16 protein-coding genes and 1 tRNA gene are annotated in these 16,922 nt (G+C 74.7%); 6 read left to right on the top strand and 11 right to left on the bottom strand.

Annotation, left to right across the window (positions count from 1 at the left end):
• Positions 1-25: 25 nt before the first annotated feature.
• Together mshC and ACFVS0_RS14820 are read right to left on the bottom strand one after the other, a co-directional pair.
• Positions 26-1,309, bottom strand: a complete 1,284-nt coding sequence (gene mshC / locus ACFVS0_RS14825; protein ID WP_430588380.1) for a cysteine--1-D-myo-inosityl 2-amino-2-deoxy-alpha-D-glucopyranoside ligase — start codon at positions 1,307-1,309, stop codon at positions 26-28.
• 93 nt (positions 1,310-1,402) lie between these two features.
• Complete coding sequence (locus tag ACFVS0_RS14820) at positions 1,403-2,275, bottom strand: undecaprenyl-diphosphate phosphatase (protein WP_430551840.1); 873 nt, start codon at positions 2,273-2,275, stop codon at positions 1,403-1,405.
• A gap of 51 nt (positions 2,276-2,326) precedes the next feature.
• Here ACFVS0_RS14820 and ACFVS0_RS14815 point away from each other — a divergent pair, with 51 nt between their 5' ends.
• Entirely contained in the window at positions 2,327-3,292 is a 966-nt protein-coding gene (locus ACFVS0_RS14815; protein WP_430551839.1) for an aldo/keto reductase, read from the top strand.
• Here the strand turns inward: ACFVS0_RS14815 and ACFVS0_RS14810 are convergent.
• Complete coding sequence (locus ACFVS0_RS14810) at positions 3,274-3,633, bottom strand: primosomal protein (protein ID WP_430551838.1); 360 nt, start codon at positions 3,631-3,633, stop codon at positions 3,274-3,276. The two genes, ACFVS0_RS14815 and ACFVS0_RS14810, sit on opposite strands and share 19 nt — an antisense overlap.
• A 75-nt stretch (positions 3,634-3,708) precedes the next feature.
• Here ACFVS0_RS14810 and ACFVS0_RS14805 point away from each other — a divergent pair, with 75 nt between their 5' ends.
• Both ACFVS0_RS14805 and ACFVS0_RS14800 read left to right on the top strand, forming a co-directional pair.
• Positions 3,709-3,960, top strand: coding sequence for a DUF5703 family protein (locus tag ACFVS0_RS14805; RefSeq protein WP_430551837.1), 252 nt, complete (start codon positions 3,709-3,711; stop codon positions 3,958-3,960).
• 21 nt (positions 3,961-3,981) lie between these two features.
• Positions 3,982-4,803 (top strand): fructosamine kinase family protein, encoded by an 822-nt coding sequence (locus ACFVS0_RS14800; RefSeq protein WP_430588379.1) that lies wholly within the window; start codon positions 3,982-3,984, stop codon positions 4,801-4,803.
• Positions 4,804-4,828: 25 nt separating this feature from the next.
• Here ACFVS0_RS14800 and ACFVS0_RS14795 read toward each other — a convergent pair whose 3' ends face one another.
• Positions 4,829-6,196: a M20/M25/M40 family metallo-hydrolase gene (locus ACFVS0_RS14795; protein ID WP_430588378.1), complete on the bottom strand. Its 1,368-nt coding sequence runs from the start codon at positions 6,194-6,196 to the stop codon at positions 4,829-4,831.
• A 112-nt stretch (positions 6,197-6,308) separates the two neighbouring features.
• Between ACFVS0_RS14795 and ACFVS0_RS14790 the strand changes: the two genes are divergently transcribed.
• Positions 6,309-7,607 (top strand): lytic polysaccharide monooxygenase, encoded by a 1,299-nt coding sequence (locus ACFVS0_RS14790; protein WP_430588377.1) that lies wholly within the window; start codon positions 6,309-6,311, stop codon positions 7,605-7,607.
• 38 nt (positions 7,608-7,645) lie between these two features.
• Here the strand turns inward: ACFVS0_RS14790 and ACFVS0_RS14785 are convergent, their stop codons facing one another.
• The 6 genes from ACFVS0_RS14785 to ACFVS0_RS14760 form a co-directional block, all read right to left on the bottom strand.
• Positions 7,646-9,277, bottom strand: coding sequence for an ABC-F family ATP-binding cassette domain-containing protein (locus ACFVS0_RS14785; protein ID WP_430588376.1), 1,632 nt, complete (start codon positions 9,275-9,277; stop codon positions 7,646-7,648).
• A 205-nt stretch (positions 9,278-9,482) separates the two neighbouring features.
• Entirely contained in the window at positions 9,483-10,460 is a 978-nt protein-coding gene (locus ACFVS0_RS14780) for an NAD-dependent epimerase/dehydratase family protein (protein WP_430588375.1), read from the bottom strand.
• On the bottom strand, positions 10,457-11,380 hold the full coding sequence (locus ACFVS0_RS14775; protein ID WP_430586549.1) for a bile acid:sodium symporter family protein: 924 nt from the start codon (positions 11,378-11,380) through the stop codon (positions 10,457-10,459). Before ACFVS0_RS14775 ends, ACFVS0_RS14780 begins: the two co-directional genes overlap by 4 nt.
• On the bottom strand, positions 11,377-12,765 hold the full coding sequence (locus tag ACFVS0_RS14770; RefSeq protein ID WP_430588374.1) for a flavin-containing monooxygenase: 1,389 nt from the start codon (positions 12,763-12,765) through the stop codon (positions 11,377-11,379). Before ACFVS0_RS14770 ends, ACFVS0_RS14775 begins: the two co-directional genes overlap by 4 nt.
• Positions 12,766-12,868: 103 nt before the next feature.
• Positions 12,869-13,471, bottom strand: a complete 603-nt coding sequence (locus tag ACFVS0_RS14765) for a GNAT family N-acetyltransferase (protein ID WP_430551829.1) — start codon at positions 13,469-13,471, stop codon at positions 12,869-12,871.
• A 38-nt stretch (positions 13,472-13,509) separates the two neighbouring features.
• On the bottom strand, positions 13,510-14,694 hold the full coding sequence (locus ACFVS0_RS14760; protein WP_430563737.1) for an AI-2E family transporter: 1,185 nt from the start codon (positions 14,692-14,694) through the stop codon (positions 13,510-13,512).
• Positions 14,695-14,874: 180 nt separating this feature from the next.
• Between ACFVS0_RS14760 and ACFVS0_RS14755 the strand changes: the two genes are divergently transcribed.
• Positions 14,875-15,720, top strand: a complete 846-nt coding sequence (locus ACFVS0_RS14755; RefSeq protein ID WP_430588373.1) for a hypothetical protein — start codon at positions 14,875-14,877, stop codon at positions 15,718-15,720.
• Positions 15,721-15,790: 70 nt separating this feature from the next.
• Here the strand turns inward: ACFVS0_RS14755 and ACFVS0_RS14750 are convergent.
• Positions 15,791-15,875: transfer RNA gene (locus tag ACFVS0_RS14750), tRNA-Leu, on the bottom strand.
• A gap of 160 nt (positions 15,876-16,035) precedes the next feature.
• On the opposite strand from ACFVS0_RS14750, the gene ACFVS0_RS14745 reads away from it, so the two are divergent.
• Positions 16,036-16,920 (top strand): metal-dependent hydrolase, encoded by an 885-nt coding sequence (locus tag ACFVS0_RS14745; RefSeq protein WP_430588372.1) that lies wholly within the window; start codon positions 16,036-16,038, stop codon positions 16,918-16,920.
• The last annotated feature ends 2 nt before the right edge of the window (positions 16,921-16,922 follow it).

Raw genomic sequence — 16,922 nt, 5'->3', positions numbered from 1 at the left:
CGGGCCCGGCGTCAGGGCGGCGAGGTCAGAGGCGGACGCCGAGGAGCGCGTTCACCGCGCGCGCCAGGACGCCGGGCGCGCCCTCGTGGTCGTCGGTCGTGTCGCGGCCGGGCGCGAGCGCCAGGTCGGCCCAGCGGTCCACGGCGGCGAGCGCGGCGGGGCCGTCGAGGTCGTCCGCGAGCGCCGCGCGCAGCGCGGCCAGCGTCGCGGTCGCGTCGGGTCCGCCGTTGCCGGAGACGGCGGCGCGCCACCGCTCGAGCCGCGCGACGCCGGCCTCGAGGTCGGCGTCGGTCCACTCCCACTCGGTGCGGTAGTGGTGCGCCAGCAGCGCGAGGCGGATCGCCATGGGGTCCACGCCCGCGCGTCGCAGCGCGGAGACGAACACGAGGTTCCCGCGCGACTTGCTCATCTTCTCGCCCTCGTAGGCGACGAGCCCGGCGTGCACGTGCACCCCGGCACCGCCGCCGCCCAGCAGGCGGTCGTGCGAGGTGGACATCTCGTGGTGCGGGAAGAGCAGGTCGGCTCCCCCGCCCTGCAGGTCGAACGGCAGGCCCAGCCCGTCGCGGGCGATGACCGCGCACTCGATGTGCCAGCCGGGACGCCCGGTGCCGAGGGACGCGCCGTCCCACGCGGGCTCGCCGGGGCGCTCCCGGCGCCACAGCAGCGGGTCGAGGGCGTTCTTCTTGCCCTCGCGCTGCGGGTCCCCGCCACGCTCGGCGAACAGGGCCTCCATCGTCGCCGCGTCGAGCCTGGCCACCTGCCCGAAGTCGCGGTCGGCGGAGAGGTCGGCGTACACGTCTCCCAGGCCCGGGTCGTCGCCGCCTGCCCCCGGCTCGATCGGCACCCGGTACGCGGCCCCCTCGTCCAGCAGCCGCTCGACGGCGGCCACGACGGCGGGCACGGACTCGACGGCGCCGGTCCAGGTGGCGGGCGGCACCATGCCGAGGGCGGTCATGTCCTCGCGGAAGAGCGCGATCTGGTCGGCCGCGAGATCGCGCCAGTCGACCCCGGTGGCGTCCGCACGCTCCAGCAGCGGGTCGTCGACGTCGGTGACGTTCGAGACGAAGGTCACGTCCTTGCCGGCGTCGAGCCACGCCCGGTGCAGCAGGTCGAACGCCAGGTAGGTGTTCGCGTGCCCGAGGTGGGTCGCGTCGTACGGGGTGATCCCGCAGACGTAGTAGCGGGCGGTGCCCCCCGGGGCCGGGTCCACGAGCCGCCCGGTGCTGCTGTCGTGCACCCGGACGGGGGTGCGGCGGCCGTCGGCCGGTTCGGGGAGCTCAGGGATCTGCGGAGTGGGCCAGGAACGCACGCGCTCAGGCTACCGGGCCTCGTTGCCTGGTCAGATCGCCCGCTCAGATCGCCCGCTCAGATCGCCGGTCGGATCATCTGCCGGAACACCTGGTCAGACGACGATGCCCCCGTTCGCGGTCAGCACGCCGGTCAGGAGCAGGACCACGACCACGGCGGCGAGGCCGAGGCGGTACCAGACGAACGGCATGAACGAGTGCGTGGTGATCAGCTTGAGGAACCCGATGATGACGACGTAGCCGACGACGAACGCGACGAGCGTGGCGACCAGGGTCGCGCCCGCGCCCGGCGACCCGGGGGCCGGGTCCTCGCCCACGGACTTGGCGAGCTGGTAGAAGCCCGACATCAGCACCGCGGGGATGGCCAGCAGGAACGAGTAGTCCGCGGCGGCCTTGCGGGTGAACCCCATGAGCAGCCCCGCGGTGATCGTGCCCCCGGAGCGCGACACGCCCGGGATGAGCGCGAGCGCCTGGGCGAATCCGAACCCGATCGCGCGCTTCGGGTTGAGCTCGTCGAGCCGACGGGTGCGGCGGCCGATCTTGTCCGCCCACCCGAGCAGCAGGCCGAAGACGACCAGGGTCGTGACGGTGATCCAGAGGTTGCGCAGGTAGGTCTCGATCTGGTCCTGGAAGAGCAGGCCGAGCACACCGATCGGGATCGAGCCGAGGGCGATGTACCAGGCCATGCGGGCCTGGTCGTCGTGGGCGCCCATCCGCGAGCGCCAGTCGCTGCCGTGCGTGCCCACGAGGGACTTCCACCAGGCGACGCAGATGTCCCGGATGGTGCGGCGGTAGTAGAGCAGCACGGCGGCCTCCGTGCCGATCTGGGTGATCGCGGTGAACGCGGCCCCGGGGTCGGTCCCGCCGAGCAGCTCCCCCACGATGCGCAGGTGCGCGCTCGAGGAGATCGGCAGGAACTCGGTCAGGCCCTGGACCAGGCCGAGCAGGATCGCTTCCCAGGCATTCACGGGCGGTCACACTACCCGGACCTGCAGGGTTTCCCGGTAGCGTGGCCCGCCATGGAGCGTCGTCAGGTGGGCCGTACGGGCCTGCGCGTGTCCGAGCTCGGCCTGGGGACGATGACCTGGGGCCGGGACACCGACGACCTGGACGCGGCGGAGCAGCTGCGCGACTTCGTCGACGGGGGCGGGACGCTCGTCGACACCGCCGCGACGTACGGCGACGGGGACGCGGAGCGCGTCATCGGCTCGCTGCTGGACGGCAAGGTCTCGCGCGACGAGGTGGTGCTGTGCACCAAGGGGGGCGTGCGGGCGGGCCGCTCGGGCGCCCGCGTCGACGCCTCCCGGGCGGGCCTGCTCGCCGACCTCGACGCGTCCCTCGCCCGGCTGGGCACCGACCACGTCGACCTGTTCCTGGTCGCCTGCCCCGACCCGGCCACGCCGCTCGCCGAGACGGTGTCGGCGCTGCGGCTCGCGGTGGCCTCCGGCAGGGCCCGCTACGTCGGGCTCTCGAACCACCCCGGCTGGGCGTCCGCCCGGGCCGCGACCCTGCTGGAGGCGGACGGCACCGGGCTCAGCGCGCTCGAGCTGGAGTACTCCCTGCTGCAGCGCGGCGCGGAGCGTGACGTGGCCCCCGCCGCCGACGCCCTCGGGCTCGGGCTGCTGGCCTGGTCACCCTTGGGGCGCGGCGTGCTCACCGGCAAGTACCGGCGGGCGATCCCGGCGGACTCCCGCGCGGCGTCGGCGCACCTCGCCGCGTTCGTCGACCCCTACCTGGACGCGGCCGCGTCGTCCGTCGTCGAGGCCGTCGCCACCGCGGCCGACGGGCTCGGGCGTGCGCCGCTCGAGGTCGCTCTCGCCTGGCTGCTGGCCCGCGACACGGTCGCGAGCGCGATTGTCGGGGCGCGGACGCCGGCCCAGCTGCGGGCGTCGCTCGCCGCCACCGACCTCGACCTGCCGGGCGAGGTCCACGCCGCGCTCGACGACGTCTCCGCCCCGGAGATCGGCTACCCCGAGCGCTGGTAGGCCTGCCCCGGGGCGTCGGCCGGGCGGTCGGCGGGCGACCCCGCCAGGTCGGGACCCTCGAGGTCCGTGTCGAGCTCGGCGTCGAGGTCGTCGTCCCCCTCGTCGTCGTCATCGTCCTCGTCGTCGTCCCCGTCGTCGTCCCCGTCGTCGAGGAAGAAGGGCGTGACCTCGGAGTAGACCTGGGCCAGCGAGTCCTCGTAGACCTCGAACGCGTCGGCCAGGACCTCGTAGGCGTCGTCGACCGCAGGATCGTCGTCGCCCCGGCGGGTCGACACCGCGTGGTAGTGGGCCTCCAGCGCGGCGACGAAGCGGTCCAGCGCGGCACGCGGGTCTGCGGTCATGCTCTGACCGTAGCGCCCCACGGGGCACAATGGGCAGACGAAAACCGCCCGCCAGCACTTCGGGAGGAACAGCGGATGGCTTCGATCCCGTCGACGTCGCAGGCAGACGCGCGCCCCGGCGCGCCGTCCGCCTGGCGCAAGCACGGACAGTACGAGTACCGCGTGCTGACCATCGACCGGGGCACCAGCGTCCCGGACGCGCGCAAGATGCTCACCGAGGAGGCCGAGTACGGCCGGTGGGAGCTGGCGCGCACCCGCCTCTACATCGGCGGCGAGCGCCGGGTGTGGCTGCGTCGCAAGATCATCAAGGTCAGCGCCACCTTCTGACCGGTCGGCACGTCAGCACGCATGCCACGACGCAGGTCAGGACGCAGGGCAGGACGTATGGCCGACGCCTTCCGCAAGTCGCGGGCGCACGCGCCGCCGGGGTTCTTCGCCACCGAGGCGGCCGGGCTCCGCTGGCTCACCGTGCCGGGCGGCCCGCGGGTCGCCCGCGTGCTGGAGCACGGAGCGGAGCACCTCGACCTGGAGCGCGTCGACCCGGCGCGCCCCACGCCCGACGCCGCGCGCGACCTGGGCCGTCGCCTCGCCGTGCTGCACCGAGCGGGCGCCGCCGGGTTCGGCGTCCTTCCGCCCGGCGCGGGGCGCGGGTACTTCGGTCCGCTCGACGACCCCCTGCCCCTGGTGGCGGGGACCTGGGGCGACTGGCCCGCCTTCTACGCGCACGCCCGGCTCCGGCCCGTCGTCGCGCAGGGCCGGGAGCGAGGCGTGCTCACCGCGCAGGACGCGGCCGCCGTCGAGCGGGTGTGCGGTCGGCTCGGCGTCCTCGCGGGCCCCGCGGCGCGAGAGGCGCCGGCCCGCGTGCACGGCGACCTCTGGTCCGGGAACGTGCTGTGGTCGCAGGGCCCGGGAGGCTCCGCCGAGGCGGTGCTCATCGACCCGGCCGCCCACGGCGGGCACCGGGAGGCCGACCTCGCCATGCTGGCGCTCTTCGGGGCGCCGCACCTCGACGCGGTCCTCGCGGGCTACGAGGCCGCGTGGCCCCTCGCCCCCGGGTGGCGCGAGCGGGTCCCGCTGCACCAGCTGTACCCGCTCGCGGTGCACGCCGTGCTCTTCGGCGGCGGGTACGTCGAGCAGACGCGCCACCTGCTCGCCCGGCTGGGCGGTTGACGGGGACGTCCGACGGCGACGCCGCTCAGCAGTCGCGCAGCAGGCGGTCCAGCACGCGCGTGCCGAAGCGCAGCGAGTCGACCGGCACCCGCTCGTCGACGCCGTGGAACATCCCGGAGAAGTCGAGGTCGGCGGGCAGGCGCAGCGGGGCGAAGCCGTACCCGGTGATGCCGAGCCGCGACAGCGACTTGTTGTCGGTGCCGCCCGAGAGCGTGTACGGCAGCACCGCGGCCCCCGGGTCCTCGGCGAGGAGGGAGGCGACCATCGAGTCCACGAGGTCGCCGGAGAACGGCACCTCGAGCGCGGTGTCCTGGTGGATCGGCTCGACGCGCACGGCGGGACCGGCGAGCTCGCGCAGCGTCGCCATCCCCTCCTCCTCGTGGCCGGGCAGGAGGCGCACGTCGACGGTGGCCTCGGCCCGCCCGGGGATGACGTTCGCCTTGTAGCCCGCGTCCAGCTGCGTGGGGTTGGACGTGTGCCGCACCGTGGCGCCCACGAACTTCGCGGCCGGGCCCAGCGCCGCGACGAGCGCGTCCACGGCGGCGGGGTCCTCGCCGTCGAACCGCAGCCCCGTGAGGTCGGAGACCCCGCGCAGCAGCTTCTCCACCGTCGGGGTCAGCGTGTACGGCCACGGGTGCTGCCCGATCCGCGCGACCGCCGCGGCGAGCTCGGTCACGGCGTTCTCGGCGTTCACCTGGGAGCCGTGGCCGGCCCGGCCGTCGGCCACGAGCCGGAGCCAGGCGAGGCCCTTCTCCGCCGTCTGCAGCAGGTAGGCGCGCCGCCCGCCGACCTCGACGGAGAAGCCGCCCACCTCGCTGATCGCCTCGGTGGCGCCCTCGAAGAGCTCGGGCCGGTGCCGCACGGCCCACTGCGCGCCGCGCACGCCGCCGGCCTCCTCGTCGGCGAAGAAGGCGACGACGACGTCGCGCGCCGGGCGGCGGCCCTCCCGGACCATCTGCCGCACGACGGACAGGATCATCGCGTCCATGTCCTTCATGTCCACCGCGCCGCGGCCCCACAGGAGCCCGTCGATCTCCTCGCCGCCGAACGGGTCGACGGACCAGTCGTCGGCCGCGGCCGGCACCACGTCCGTGTGCCCGTGCAGCACCAGCGCGGGCCGGCTCGGGTCCGTGCCCTCGAGCCGCGTCACGACCGACGTGCGGCCGGGCTCCGACTCGAACAGCTCCACCTCGAGCCCCACCTCGGTGAGCAGCCCGGCGACGAGCTCCGCCGCCCGCCGCTCCCCCGGCCCCTCGCCGTTGCCGTAGTTGGAGGTGTCGATCCGCAGCAGGTCACGACAGATGCCCACCACCTCCTGCTCGGCGGAGGGGTGCGCGGTCGGGGGCGTCGTGGGAGGCGTGCTCGGGCGCGGGGCGAGGGGCTGGGACGTCACCCCGACACCGTACCGGCGCCCGTGCGCGAAACGTTTAGCCGCGGTGACGCCGTCCGCACCGTGGACCACCGTCGTGCCCACGCACCCACGGACCTCGAGGAGGAGGACCATCATGCGAAGACTCGCGGCATCCCTCGCGGCAGCCGTGCTCGCCGCCGTCGGCGTCGTCGCCGTCGTCGGCCAGCCCGCCGCCGCCCACGGGGCGGAGGTGTTCCCCGGTTCCCGGCAGTACCTGTGCTGGGTGGACGCCCAGACCCCGAACGGACAGCTCGCCCCGAGCAACCCCGCGTGCGCCGACGCGCTCGCCGAGAGCGGACCGAACGCCTACTACAACTGGTTCGGCAACCTGGACTCGAACGGCGCCGGCCGCACCGAGGGGTACATCCCCGACGGCACCATCTGCTCCGGCGGCGACCGGGGACCGTACGACTTCTCCGCGTTCAACGCGCCGCGCACCGACTGGCCGACGACGCACCTCACCGCGGGCGCCACGTACGAGTTCCAGCACAACAACTGGGCCGAGCACCCGGGCCGGTTCGACGTCTACGTGACGAGGGAGGGCTTCGACCCGACCCAGCCGCTCGGGTGGGCGGACCTCGAGCTGGTCGACTCCGTGACGGACCCGCCGGACACCGGCGGCCCGGGAGGCGACAACTACTACTACTGGGACGTCACCCTGCCCGCCGACCGCACCGGGAGCCACGTCGTCTTCACGCACTGGGTGCGCTCGGACAGCAGCGAGAACTTCTACAGCTGCTCGGACGTGGAGTTCGACGGCGGCGACGGGGAGGTCACCGGCATCGGCGACGACACCGGGCCCGTGGACCCGCCCGCCTGCCCGGACGAGGCCCCGGGAGTCCCCGGCGAGGTCATGGCCCACGACGTGCGGGCCACCCGGGCGCACCTCATGTGGGGTGTCTCCCGGACCGGCTGCGTGACGGGGTACGACGTGCTCGACGCCGCGACCGGCGAGGTCCTCGCGGCGACCGACGAGTCACCCATGGTCGACCTCACCGGGCTGGACCCCGGCTCGACCTACGAGGTCACGGTGCGGGCCCGCAACGACAACACCGGGGCGGTGTCCGACCCCACGCCGACGGCCTCCTTCACCACGACGACCGACGACGGCGGGACGACCGACGGCGCGTGCACCGCGGCCTACACCACGACGAGCTCGTGGTCCGGCGGCTACCAGGGCCAGATCGTCGTCACCGCCGGCGACGCCGACCTGGCGACGTGGGAGGTCGACGCCGCCGGCATCACCTCCACGAACATGTGGGGCGGCGAGCTGGCGGGCGGCGTCGTCACCCCGGTGGCGTGGACCGCGCACGTCGGCGCGGGCCAGAGCGTGACGGTCGGCTTCGTCGGGGCCGGCCAGGCGCCAGACAACGGAGCCCTCCCCTGCTCCTGACCGGCCGGACGGACGGCTGACGGACGCTCGCCGGGCGGCTACGACCGCCGCTCGGCGAGCGTCCCGTCCGCGGCCAGCACCAGCTCGGCGTCGAGGTCGAGCCGGTCGAGGAACGCCCGGTCGTGGCTCACCACCAGCAGCGCGCCCCGGTACGCGGCGAGCGCCTGCACCAGCTGGTCCGTGCTGGCGATGTCGAGGTTGTTCGTGGGCTCGTCGAGGACCAGCAGCTGGGCGGGCGGGTCGGCCAGCAGCAGCCGCGCGAGGGTGACGCGGAACCGCTCGCCGCCCGACAGCGTCGCGACCGGGCGGCCCACCTGGTCGCCGCGCACGAGGAACCGCGCCAGCCGGTTGCGCAGCTCCCCGGGCGCGACGTCCGGCGCGCCGGTCCGCACGGCGTCGAGCACCGTCTGGTCGTCGTCGAGCACGTCGAGCCGCTGCGGCAGGTAGCCGACCCGGTCGGTGAGCGCGTCGGCGACCGCCCCCGTGCCGACGTCGGTGCCCCCGGGCGCGACCCCGACGAGCCGCTCCAGCAGCGTCGTCTTGCCGACGCCGTTGGGGCCGGTCAGCGCCACGCGCTCCGGCCCGGCGAGCACGACCTCGCGTCCGTCCGTGCCGCGCAGGACGGCGAGGCGCCGGCCCGCGGGCACGTCCGGGTCGGGCAGGTCGACGACGATGCGGTCGTCGGCGCGCACGGAGAGCTCCGCGGCCTCGACCGCGGCCCGGGCGTCGGACTCCTTCCCGGCGGCCTGGCCGCGGCGGGCTGCCTGCGACTTCTCCGCGGAGTTGCGCCGGTCGTTGATCGCCGCCTTGACGTAGCGGCGCTCCACGACGTCCTTGCGGCCCCGGCGCTCGGAGTGGGCGATGCGCTCCTCGGCCTTGATCCGCTCCCGCTTCTCGCGGCGCAGGACCTGCTCGGCGTCGCGCAGGGCGGCCCGCGCCGCCTCCTGCTGCGCCGCCAGGTGCTCCTCGTACTGCGCGTACGTGCCGCCGTAGGTGGTGAGGGAGCCGGTGCGCAGCTCCGCGGTCTCGTCGACCAGCTCGAGCAGCTCCCGGTCGTGCGAGACGACGACGAGCGCGCCGCGCCACGTGCGCACGATCTCGTGCAGCCGTTCGCGGGCGGCGCCGTCGAGGTTGTTGGTCGGCTCGTCCAGGAGCGCGACGTCCGCGCCGCGCAGCCGCACACCGGTGACGGCGACGAGCATCGCCTCGCCGCCCGAGAGGGTGCCGACCGGGCGGTCGAGCACGCCGTCGCCGGACGGCAGCCCCGTGCCGGCGAGCTCGGCGTGGGCGCGCTCCTCGACGTCCCAGCCGTCGCCGACGACGTCGAAGAGCGCGCCGAGGCGGTCCTCGGGCACCTCGCCGGCGGTGATGGCGCGCACCGCGTCGACGACGTCGCGCACGCCGAGCAGGTCCGCGACCGTGGCGTCCGTGTCGAGGGTGAGGCGCTGCGGCAGGTAGTCCGCGACGCCGGACACGTTGATCGACCCGGACGTCGGTCGCAGGCGCCCGGCGACGAGGCGCAGCAGGGTGGACTTCCCCGCGCCGTTGAGACCGACGAGGCCGGTGCGGCCGCGGGAGAAGGCGCCGGACACGCCGGCGATCGGGGTGGCCCCGTCGGGCCAGGAGAAGGTGACGTCCTGCAGGACGACGGAGGGATGGGTAGCGGGCACGGAGGACTCCAGCGGTGCGGGAACGGCGGACGGCGGGTGCGTCGACGCCGCTCCTCCGGCCGGCACTCGAGCGTGCTGGCGGCGGGGAGCCTCGGGGTCGACGCGCTAGGCGGTCGTCCGGATGCCCGTCATCGCTGTGGTGCGCCTCTCGTCCTGGAGCCGTCCCCTCTCACACGCGGCGGAGGCCGCGGGGACGGCGTCGATGCTACCCGACCTCCGCACGGGGGCCACCTGTTTCCGGCTCCGGCGTGCCCCGGCCGCGCACCCAGGTGTCGAACGCCTCGCGCGACGTCAGCCGAGGCTCGTACAGCTCGGCCTTGAGCCGGGAGTTGTCGAGCACCGGCCGGTAGCGCAGGAACCCGACGCGCTCCGGCCCGTGCACCGTGAGGCGCAGGGCGTGCCCGACACGCAGCGCGGCGGCGAGCGCCCACGCCGGGACGTCCAGCGTGGGCCGGCCGAGGCGCGCCGCGATGTCGGCCACGGTCATCGCGCCGTCGCCGCACACGTTGAACGTGCCCGTGGTCGCCCCGGTCGCGCCGGCGACCACCGCGCCGGTGACGTCGTCGACCCACGCGAAGACGAACGGGCTCTCCGCGCCGCGCACCCGCAGCAGCCTGCGCGTCTCCCACAGGGCCGTGATCTGGTTGTCGACGCCGGGGCCGAGGATCGTCCCGATGCGCAGCACCACCTGGCCCAGGCCCGGGTGGTCGGCGCGGTACCGCGCGAGCATCTCCTCGACCTCGCGCTTGTGGCGCGAGTACGTGAACTCCTCGTTGCCGCGCACCGGGTCGGCCTCGGTCAGCGGCACCCGGTTGTCCGCGTGGTAGCCGTAGGCCGCTCCCGAGGACGAGATCACCACCCGGTGGACCCCGGCCGCCACGCAGGCGTCGAGGACGTTCCGGGTGCCGTCGACGTCGACGGCCCGCTCGGTCGCGGCGTCGAGGGTGCCCGGGTTCACGACGGCCGCGAGGTGCACCACCGTGTCGACGTCGTGCGCGTCGATCACCCGGCCCACCGAGGCGAGGTCCGTGACGTCGAGCCGCTCCCACGCGGCGCCGTCGGGCACCCGGGCCTCGCGCAGGTCGCCGGCGACGACGTGCGCGACGTCGTCGTGCGCCGCGAGGGCCGCCACCGCGTGCGACCCGAGGAACCCGGCGCCGCCGGTGACCAGGACGCGCCTCATGCCGCCACCTCCGTGCGGGCCGCGCGGGCCCGGGTCCGGCGCGCCCAGACGGTCGCCAGCGCCAGCCCGGCCACGATGTCCCAGACGCCCCACCAGCCGGCGACGACGGCCATGCCGCCCAGCCCGCCGAAGAACGTGAACACGAGGCCGAGCCCGAGACCCGCGTTGCGGATGCCGACCTCGAACGTGACCGCCTTGACCTCCCGCGCCCCGAGGCGGCCCGCCCTCCCGGCGAGGTACCCCAGGCCCAGGGCGGCGGCGTCGTGCAGGAACACGGCCAGCAGGACCACGCCGATGGAGGCGACGAAGACCGCGAAGTTGCCCGCGAGCGCCGCGACGATGAAGCCGACGAGCGCCACGAGGCTCACCCAGCGCACCGGGCGGTGCACCCGCGCGGCGAGCGCGGGCCAGCGCGTGCGCACGAGCATCCCGACGGCGAACGGCACCCCGATGACCAGGAGGATCTCGAGCAGCATCTGTCCCGCGTCCAGGCGCACGTCGGTGAGGATCGCGCCCGCCGTCGGGTGCAGCGACCCCCACAGGGCGAGGTTGAGCGGCATCGCGACGATGTAGATCGCGTTCCCGACGGCGGTGAGCGAGACCGACAGCGCCACGTTGCCGCCCGAGCGGTGCGTCAGCACCTGGGACACGTTCCCGGGCGGGCAGCACGCGACGAGGATCATGCCGAGCGCGACCGACGCCTGCACGTCGAGCAGCAGCGTGAGCCCGAAGGTCACGGCGGGGAGCGCGACGAGCTGCGCGACCAGCGCCAGCACGGCCGCCCGCGGCGCGCGGCGCAGCGCCCGGAAGTCCGCGGGCGACGTGTCGAGCGCGATGCCGAGCATGATGAGGCCGAGCACGAGGTCGAGGGCGACCATCGACCCGGGCGCGAAGCGGACGGCGACGTCGTCGATGTTCACGCCGTGCCCTCCCCGGACGGCGCGGGGGCCAGCTCGGCCGCGAGCCGCCGCACCGTGCGCCGGTAGGCGTCCTTGTTCACGTAGTAGCTCATCCGCTCCAGCCCGAGGTAGCGGTAGCCGCCGGTCAGGTCCGGCCACGGCTCGGTCAGGCGCCGTCGGAAGCGCACGGCCCGCGCGCGGGCGGCGGTGTCGCCGCCGGTGCCGGCCGCCTCGGCCGCGAGGTAGCGCGCCACCAGCTCGGCCTGCTCGGCGCGGCCCTGCCAACCGATGCCGGACGCCTCGAGCATCCCGACGACGAACAGCCCGTTGCCCGACGGCGGCACGATGTTGCAGAACAGCCGCGGCGCCGTGCCCGAGCCGGGGCCGGACCAGGCCAGGTGGCGCGGGTCCAGGAACGGGTAGTCGAGCCGGTAGCCGGTGGCGAGCAGCACGAGGTCGTAGTCGTCGCTGCTGCCGTCGGCGAAGTGCACCGTCCGGCCCTCGCACCGGTCGACGTCGGCCCGCACGCGCAAGTCGCCCTGCCCGGCGTGCTGCAGCACGAGGGAGTTCACCACGGGGTGCGACTCGTAGATCCTGTGGTCCGGCTCGGGGAAGCCGAAGCGGCGCGGGTCCCCGTTGAGGAGTCGCAGGAGACGGGAGTCGACGGCCTGCTTGATCCGGGCGGGCAGCGGCCGGCCCTGGTTGAGCGTGTCGGTCGGTCGGCCCAGCAGGTAGCGCGGCACGAACCAGTAGCCACGCCGCACCGACAGGTCGACCGACGCGGCGCGGTGGACGGCGTCCACGGCGATGTCGCAGCCGGAGTTGCCGCCCCCGACGACGAGGACCCGCCGGCCCTCGAGCACGTCCGCGCTCTTGTACGCGCTCGAGTGCAGCACCTCGCCGGCGAACTCCCCGGGGAGGGTCGGCACGTTCGGCTCGGCGAGCGTGCCGTTCGCGACGACGACGTGCGAGTACGTGCGCTCGACGGCTCCGGCCGTCGGGTCCGGCGCCGGGCCGGCGGGCTCGGACCGCACCACCCAGCCGCTGCGGCCGGTGTCGTCGCCGTCGGCCGGCACCACCGCGGTCACGCGCGTGCCGAAGCGGAAGCGCTCCCGCAGCCCGAACTCGTCCGCGTAGGCGCGGAAGTAGCGCAGCAGCTCGCGGTGGCTCGGGTAGTCGGCCGCGGAGTCCATCGGCAGCTCGTCGAACTGCGTCGTGGTGCGCGAGGAGATGAGGTGCGCGGACTCGTAGACGGTCGAGCGCGGGTTGTCGATGTCCCACAGCCCGCCGACGTCCGTGTGGGCCTCGTACCCGTCGAAGGCGAGCCCGGCGCGGTCCAGCGCCCGTGCGGCGGCCAGGCCCGACGGCCCCGCCCCGATCACCGCGACCCGTCGTTCCAGCCCCATCGCCAGCCTCCATGCTCCCGGCGCGCGCCGTGCGTGCCTCGATCCGCGCCCTTGCGCGCAGGGAGCATACGGTCCGGGGACGAGCGCGCCCAAAGCCGACCGGTCAGGCGGCCGACGAGGCCTCCGCGGGCCACGGCTCGTTCGGCTCGCGCGGGTCGCCCGGGACGTACGACGCCACCCAGGAATCCTGCAGCACGCCCCGCTGCGCGCCGAAACGACGGAGCAGCCCCTCGTAGCGGAAGCCGAGCTTCCAGGCGACACGACGTGACGCCCAGTTGCCCACGTTCGCGCGCCAGCGCACGACACCGAGGCCGAGGCCCTCCGGGTCGACGGCCCAGTCGACCACGAGCCGTGCCGCATCGGTGATCAGCCCCCGGCCCCTGGCGTCCGGGGCGCACCAGAAGCCCAGCTCGCCCGCGGGCTGCACGCCCGGCGCGCCCTCCCGCGAGATCCCGACCATCGCCAGCACGGGGGTGTCCGAAGCCCCTGGCGCGCGGACCGCCCAGGTGAAGTCCTTCTCCTCGGCCCAGCCGTCGGCGACGAACCTGTCGACGAACCCGACCGCGTCGTCGCGCGTGTACGGCGACGGCACCGTGGTCCACCGCGCGATCGCGGGGTCCGCGCAGATGTCGGCGATGCGGTCGACGTCGGCGGAGGTCGGGACGGACAGGCGGACGCGGTCGGTAGCGAGGACGAACGGCTCCATCGGGGCATCGTGGCACGCCGGGCCCGACGGCTTCATCGCTATTTGTCCGGGGTCTCCTCGGATCCCTCGGTGGCCCCGCCTGCCGCGGCGGCGTCCGGCGGCGCGAGGATCGGGGCCACGGCGAGCGGCCTGTCGCCCGGCCCGGGCGGCTCGTCGAGCTCGGGGTGCGGCCGGTCGCCCCGCAGCGTCGAGAACACGGTCCACGCGACCGCCATGAGCGGGACCGCGATGATCGCGCCGAGGATCCCGGCCAGCACGGTGCCGGCGGTGACCCCGAGGCCGATGACCAGCGGGTGCAGGGCCACCTGCTTGCCCATGATGAGCGGCTGCAGCACGTGCCCCTCGAGCTGCCCGATGAGCGCGATGCCGATCGTGACGATGAGCGCCGTGACGAACCCGTTGGCCGCGAGCGCGACGACGGCCGCGATGATCATCGCCAGCGGCGCGCCGATCAGCGGGATGAACGCACCGATGAAGACCAGCACGGCCAGGGGGGCCGCGAGCGGCACCCCGAGAATCGTCAGCAGGATGAACGCCAGGACGCCGTCGACGAAGGCGATGATCACGGTGCCGCGCGCGTAGCCGGAGAAGCTGTACCAGCCGGCTCCCGCGGCGGCCTGCCACCGGGTGCGGTGCTCCTCCGGGATCTGGCCCAGGAACCAGCGCCACATCTTGCCGCCCGACGCGACGAAGAAGACCGTGCAGAAGATCGACAGGGCGAAGATGGCGAAGCCCTCGAAGACCGAGCCCGCGCTCTGCGCCGCCTGGCTGACCAGCGAGTCGGCGTTGTCGGCGACCCACTGCCGGCCCTGGTCGATCCACTCGTTGATCTGGTCGCCGGTCACGGACAGCCCGAACGGCCCGCTCTCCACGTACTGGAGGATCTGCTGCACGCCGGTGTCGAACTGGCCGGCGAGATTCTCCCACTGCCCGGCCACGGAGGCGACGACGTACGTGAGGAGGCCGCCGAGCACGAGGAACGCGCTGAGGATCGCGAGCGCGGTGGCCAGCGGGCGCGGCATGACCTTGGCGTAGAAGTCCGCGACGGGGTTGAGCACCGACGCGAACACGAGCCCGAGGAAGACCGCCACGAAGACGAGCTGCACCTGCACCGTCGCCCAGAACACGAGCGCGACCGCCGCGGTCAGGGCGATGAGCCGCCACGACCAGCCGGCCGACGTCCGCAGCCAGGCCGGGACGTTCTCGCTCGTGCGCTTCGCCACCCGTGCGCTCCTCTCGCCGATCGTCCGCCCAGTCTGCCGCACGGCGCCCGCCCGTCGTGGGAGGACGACGCGTGCCGCCCGCCCGGGTGAATTTCTCCCGCCCGACCGGTGGCCCGGTGCGCGAGCGCCGCCGTCGCCGGACCATGGACGCACGTCGCCCGGCGACAGGAGGAGCCCACCATGACCGGGACGTCCCCGCAGCCTCACAGCATCCTCGACCCGTCGGCGCCGTCGGCGCCGACGTCCGCGCCGGTGCCCGCGTACGACGCCGAGACGCTCGCAGCCGTCCTCGCCGTCCTGCCCGACGTCGACGCGGTCGAGCTGAAGCTGACCGTGCCCGGTGCGGACCATCGCCGCGTGCTGGACCGGCTCGGGATCGACGCGCTCGACGCGACGATCCGCCAGGTCGCGTTCCTCGACACGCCCGCGCTCGACCTGTCCGCCGCCGGGCTCGTCGTCCGCGCCCGGCGCACGCAGCGCAAGGCCGGCGACATCACCGCGAAGGTGCGGCCGATGCTGCCGGCGGACGTCCCCGGCCGCGCGCGGCGGGCCGACGGCTTCAAGGTCGAGGTGGACGCGTCGCCGGCCGGGTTCACCTGCTCGTGCTCGTCCACGCGCCGGCTCCCCGACGACGACGTCCGCGCCCTGCTGGACGACGTCGGTCGCCTGCCCGGCCTGCTCGACCGGACGCAGCTCTCGCTGCTCGAGCCGCGCCTCCCGGTCGGCGTCGGGTTCGACGACCTGCGCGTGCTGGGCCCCGTCACCCTGCTCAAGGCCCGGTTCGCGCCCGCGGGGCTGCCCCGGCCCATGACCGCCGAGCTGTGGTTCCTGCCCGACGGCGACCGCATCCTCGAGCTGTCGGCCAAGGCGGCGCCGGCCGCGGCGTTCCAGGCTGCGGCGGAGACGAAGGTGTTCCTCGCGAGCCAGGGCGTCGACCTCGGTGCGCCCCAGGAGACCAAGACCCGTGCGGCTCTCGCGGCGTACGCCACACGGGTCGGGACCACACGGGTCGGGACGGTGAGATGAGCGGTGCCCGGGCACGAAAAAGCCCCCGGGTTGTGGACCCCGGGGGCTGGTTCGTCGCTGTCTCAACGAGTGTCCGGAGGGGGACTTGAACCCCCACGCCCGATAAAGGGCACTAGCACCTCAAGCTAGCGCGTCTGCCATTCCGCCACCCGGACGAGTGGACCTCGACAGCGCCTCGGCGCCGTCTCGGTGCGGGGAAAAACATAGCACGGCGGGGGCGGCCTCTCGCAAACCGCGATGCCCGTCCCTGGTCACAGGCTCGCGCGTCGGTGCCGACGTGTAGCGTCCTGCCCGGCCCGGACCAACCGGTCAAGGGTGAGGAACGGGACGACGGCGGCGAACCGGCAGCCGTGGACGGGAGCGCCGCAGGTCATGATGGGTGGGCACCACGCCGCGTCGGGAGCGGCCGCCTGGGTCGCCGTCACGTCGACGGCGCCGTTCGCGTTCGGCTGGCACCCGGTCTCCGAGGTCGGGGTGATGACCGGCGCGCTGGTCTGCGCGGGCGCCGCGCTGCTGCCCGACGCCGATCACCACAGCGGCACCATCGCGCACTCGCTCCCCCCTGTCTCCGAGGGCGTCACCAAGCTCGTCGCGACCGTGTCCGGCGGGCACCGCAACGGCACCCACTCCATCCTCGGCGTCGCCGTCTTCACCGCGATCGCGTGGGTGATGGGCATGGTCTCGATCAGCACGGAGACGTTCGGCGAGGTCCTGGTCGGCCCCGGCGTCATGGCCGTCCTGCTCATCGCGTTCGCGCTGCGCGCCTGGAAGGTCACCGGCGGCAAGCGCTGGTGGACCTGGACGCTGTCGCTGCTCCTCGCCGCGTGCGTGGCCGTCTTCGCTCCCGAGGAGTGGAACTGGATGCCGCTCGCCGTCGCGCTCGGCTGCACGGTGCACGTGCTCGGCGACCTCGTCACCACCGCGGGCGTCCCCCTCCTGTGGCCGCTGAAGTTCCGCTCCCCCTACTGGGTCCGGCGCTACCGGGTGCTGCCCTTCGACGACGTGTGGCGCGACGGCGGCAACCTCTCGCTGCCGATCCTCGGCGACGCCGGGTCGTGGCGGGAGTGGCTCGTCATGACGCCGGTCAGCCTCTACGCGGTCGCCGGCGTGGCCTGGGCCGTCCTGGGACAGATGGGTTTCGACACCCAGCCGGTCTGGGAGCAGGTCACGGCCGCCTGGGCCGGCACCTTCGGCGGCTGACC

Origin of the sequence: Isoptericola sp. NPDC058082 (genome assembly GCF_042885055.1) — a bacterium.
In the GTDB taxonomy this organism is placed as follows: domain Bacteria; phylum Actinomycetota; class Actinomycetes; order Actinomycetales; family Cellulomonadaceae; genus Isoptericola.
Note: the sequence above shows the minus strand (reverse complement) of the source record. Positions and strands in the feature narration are given on the sequence as shown.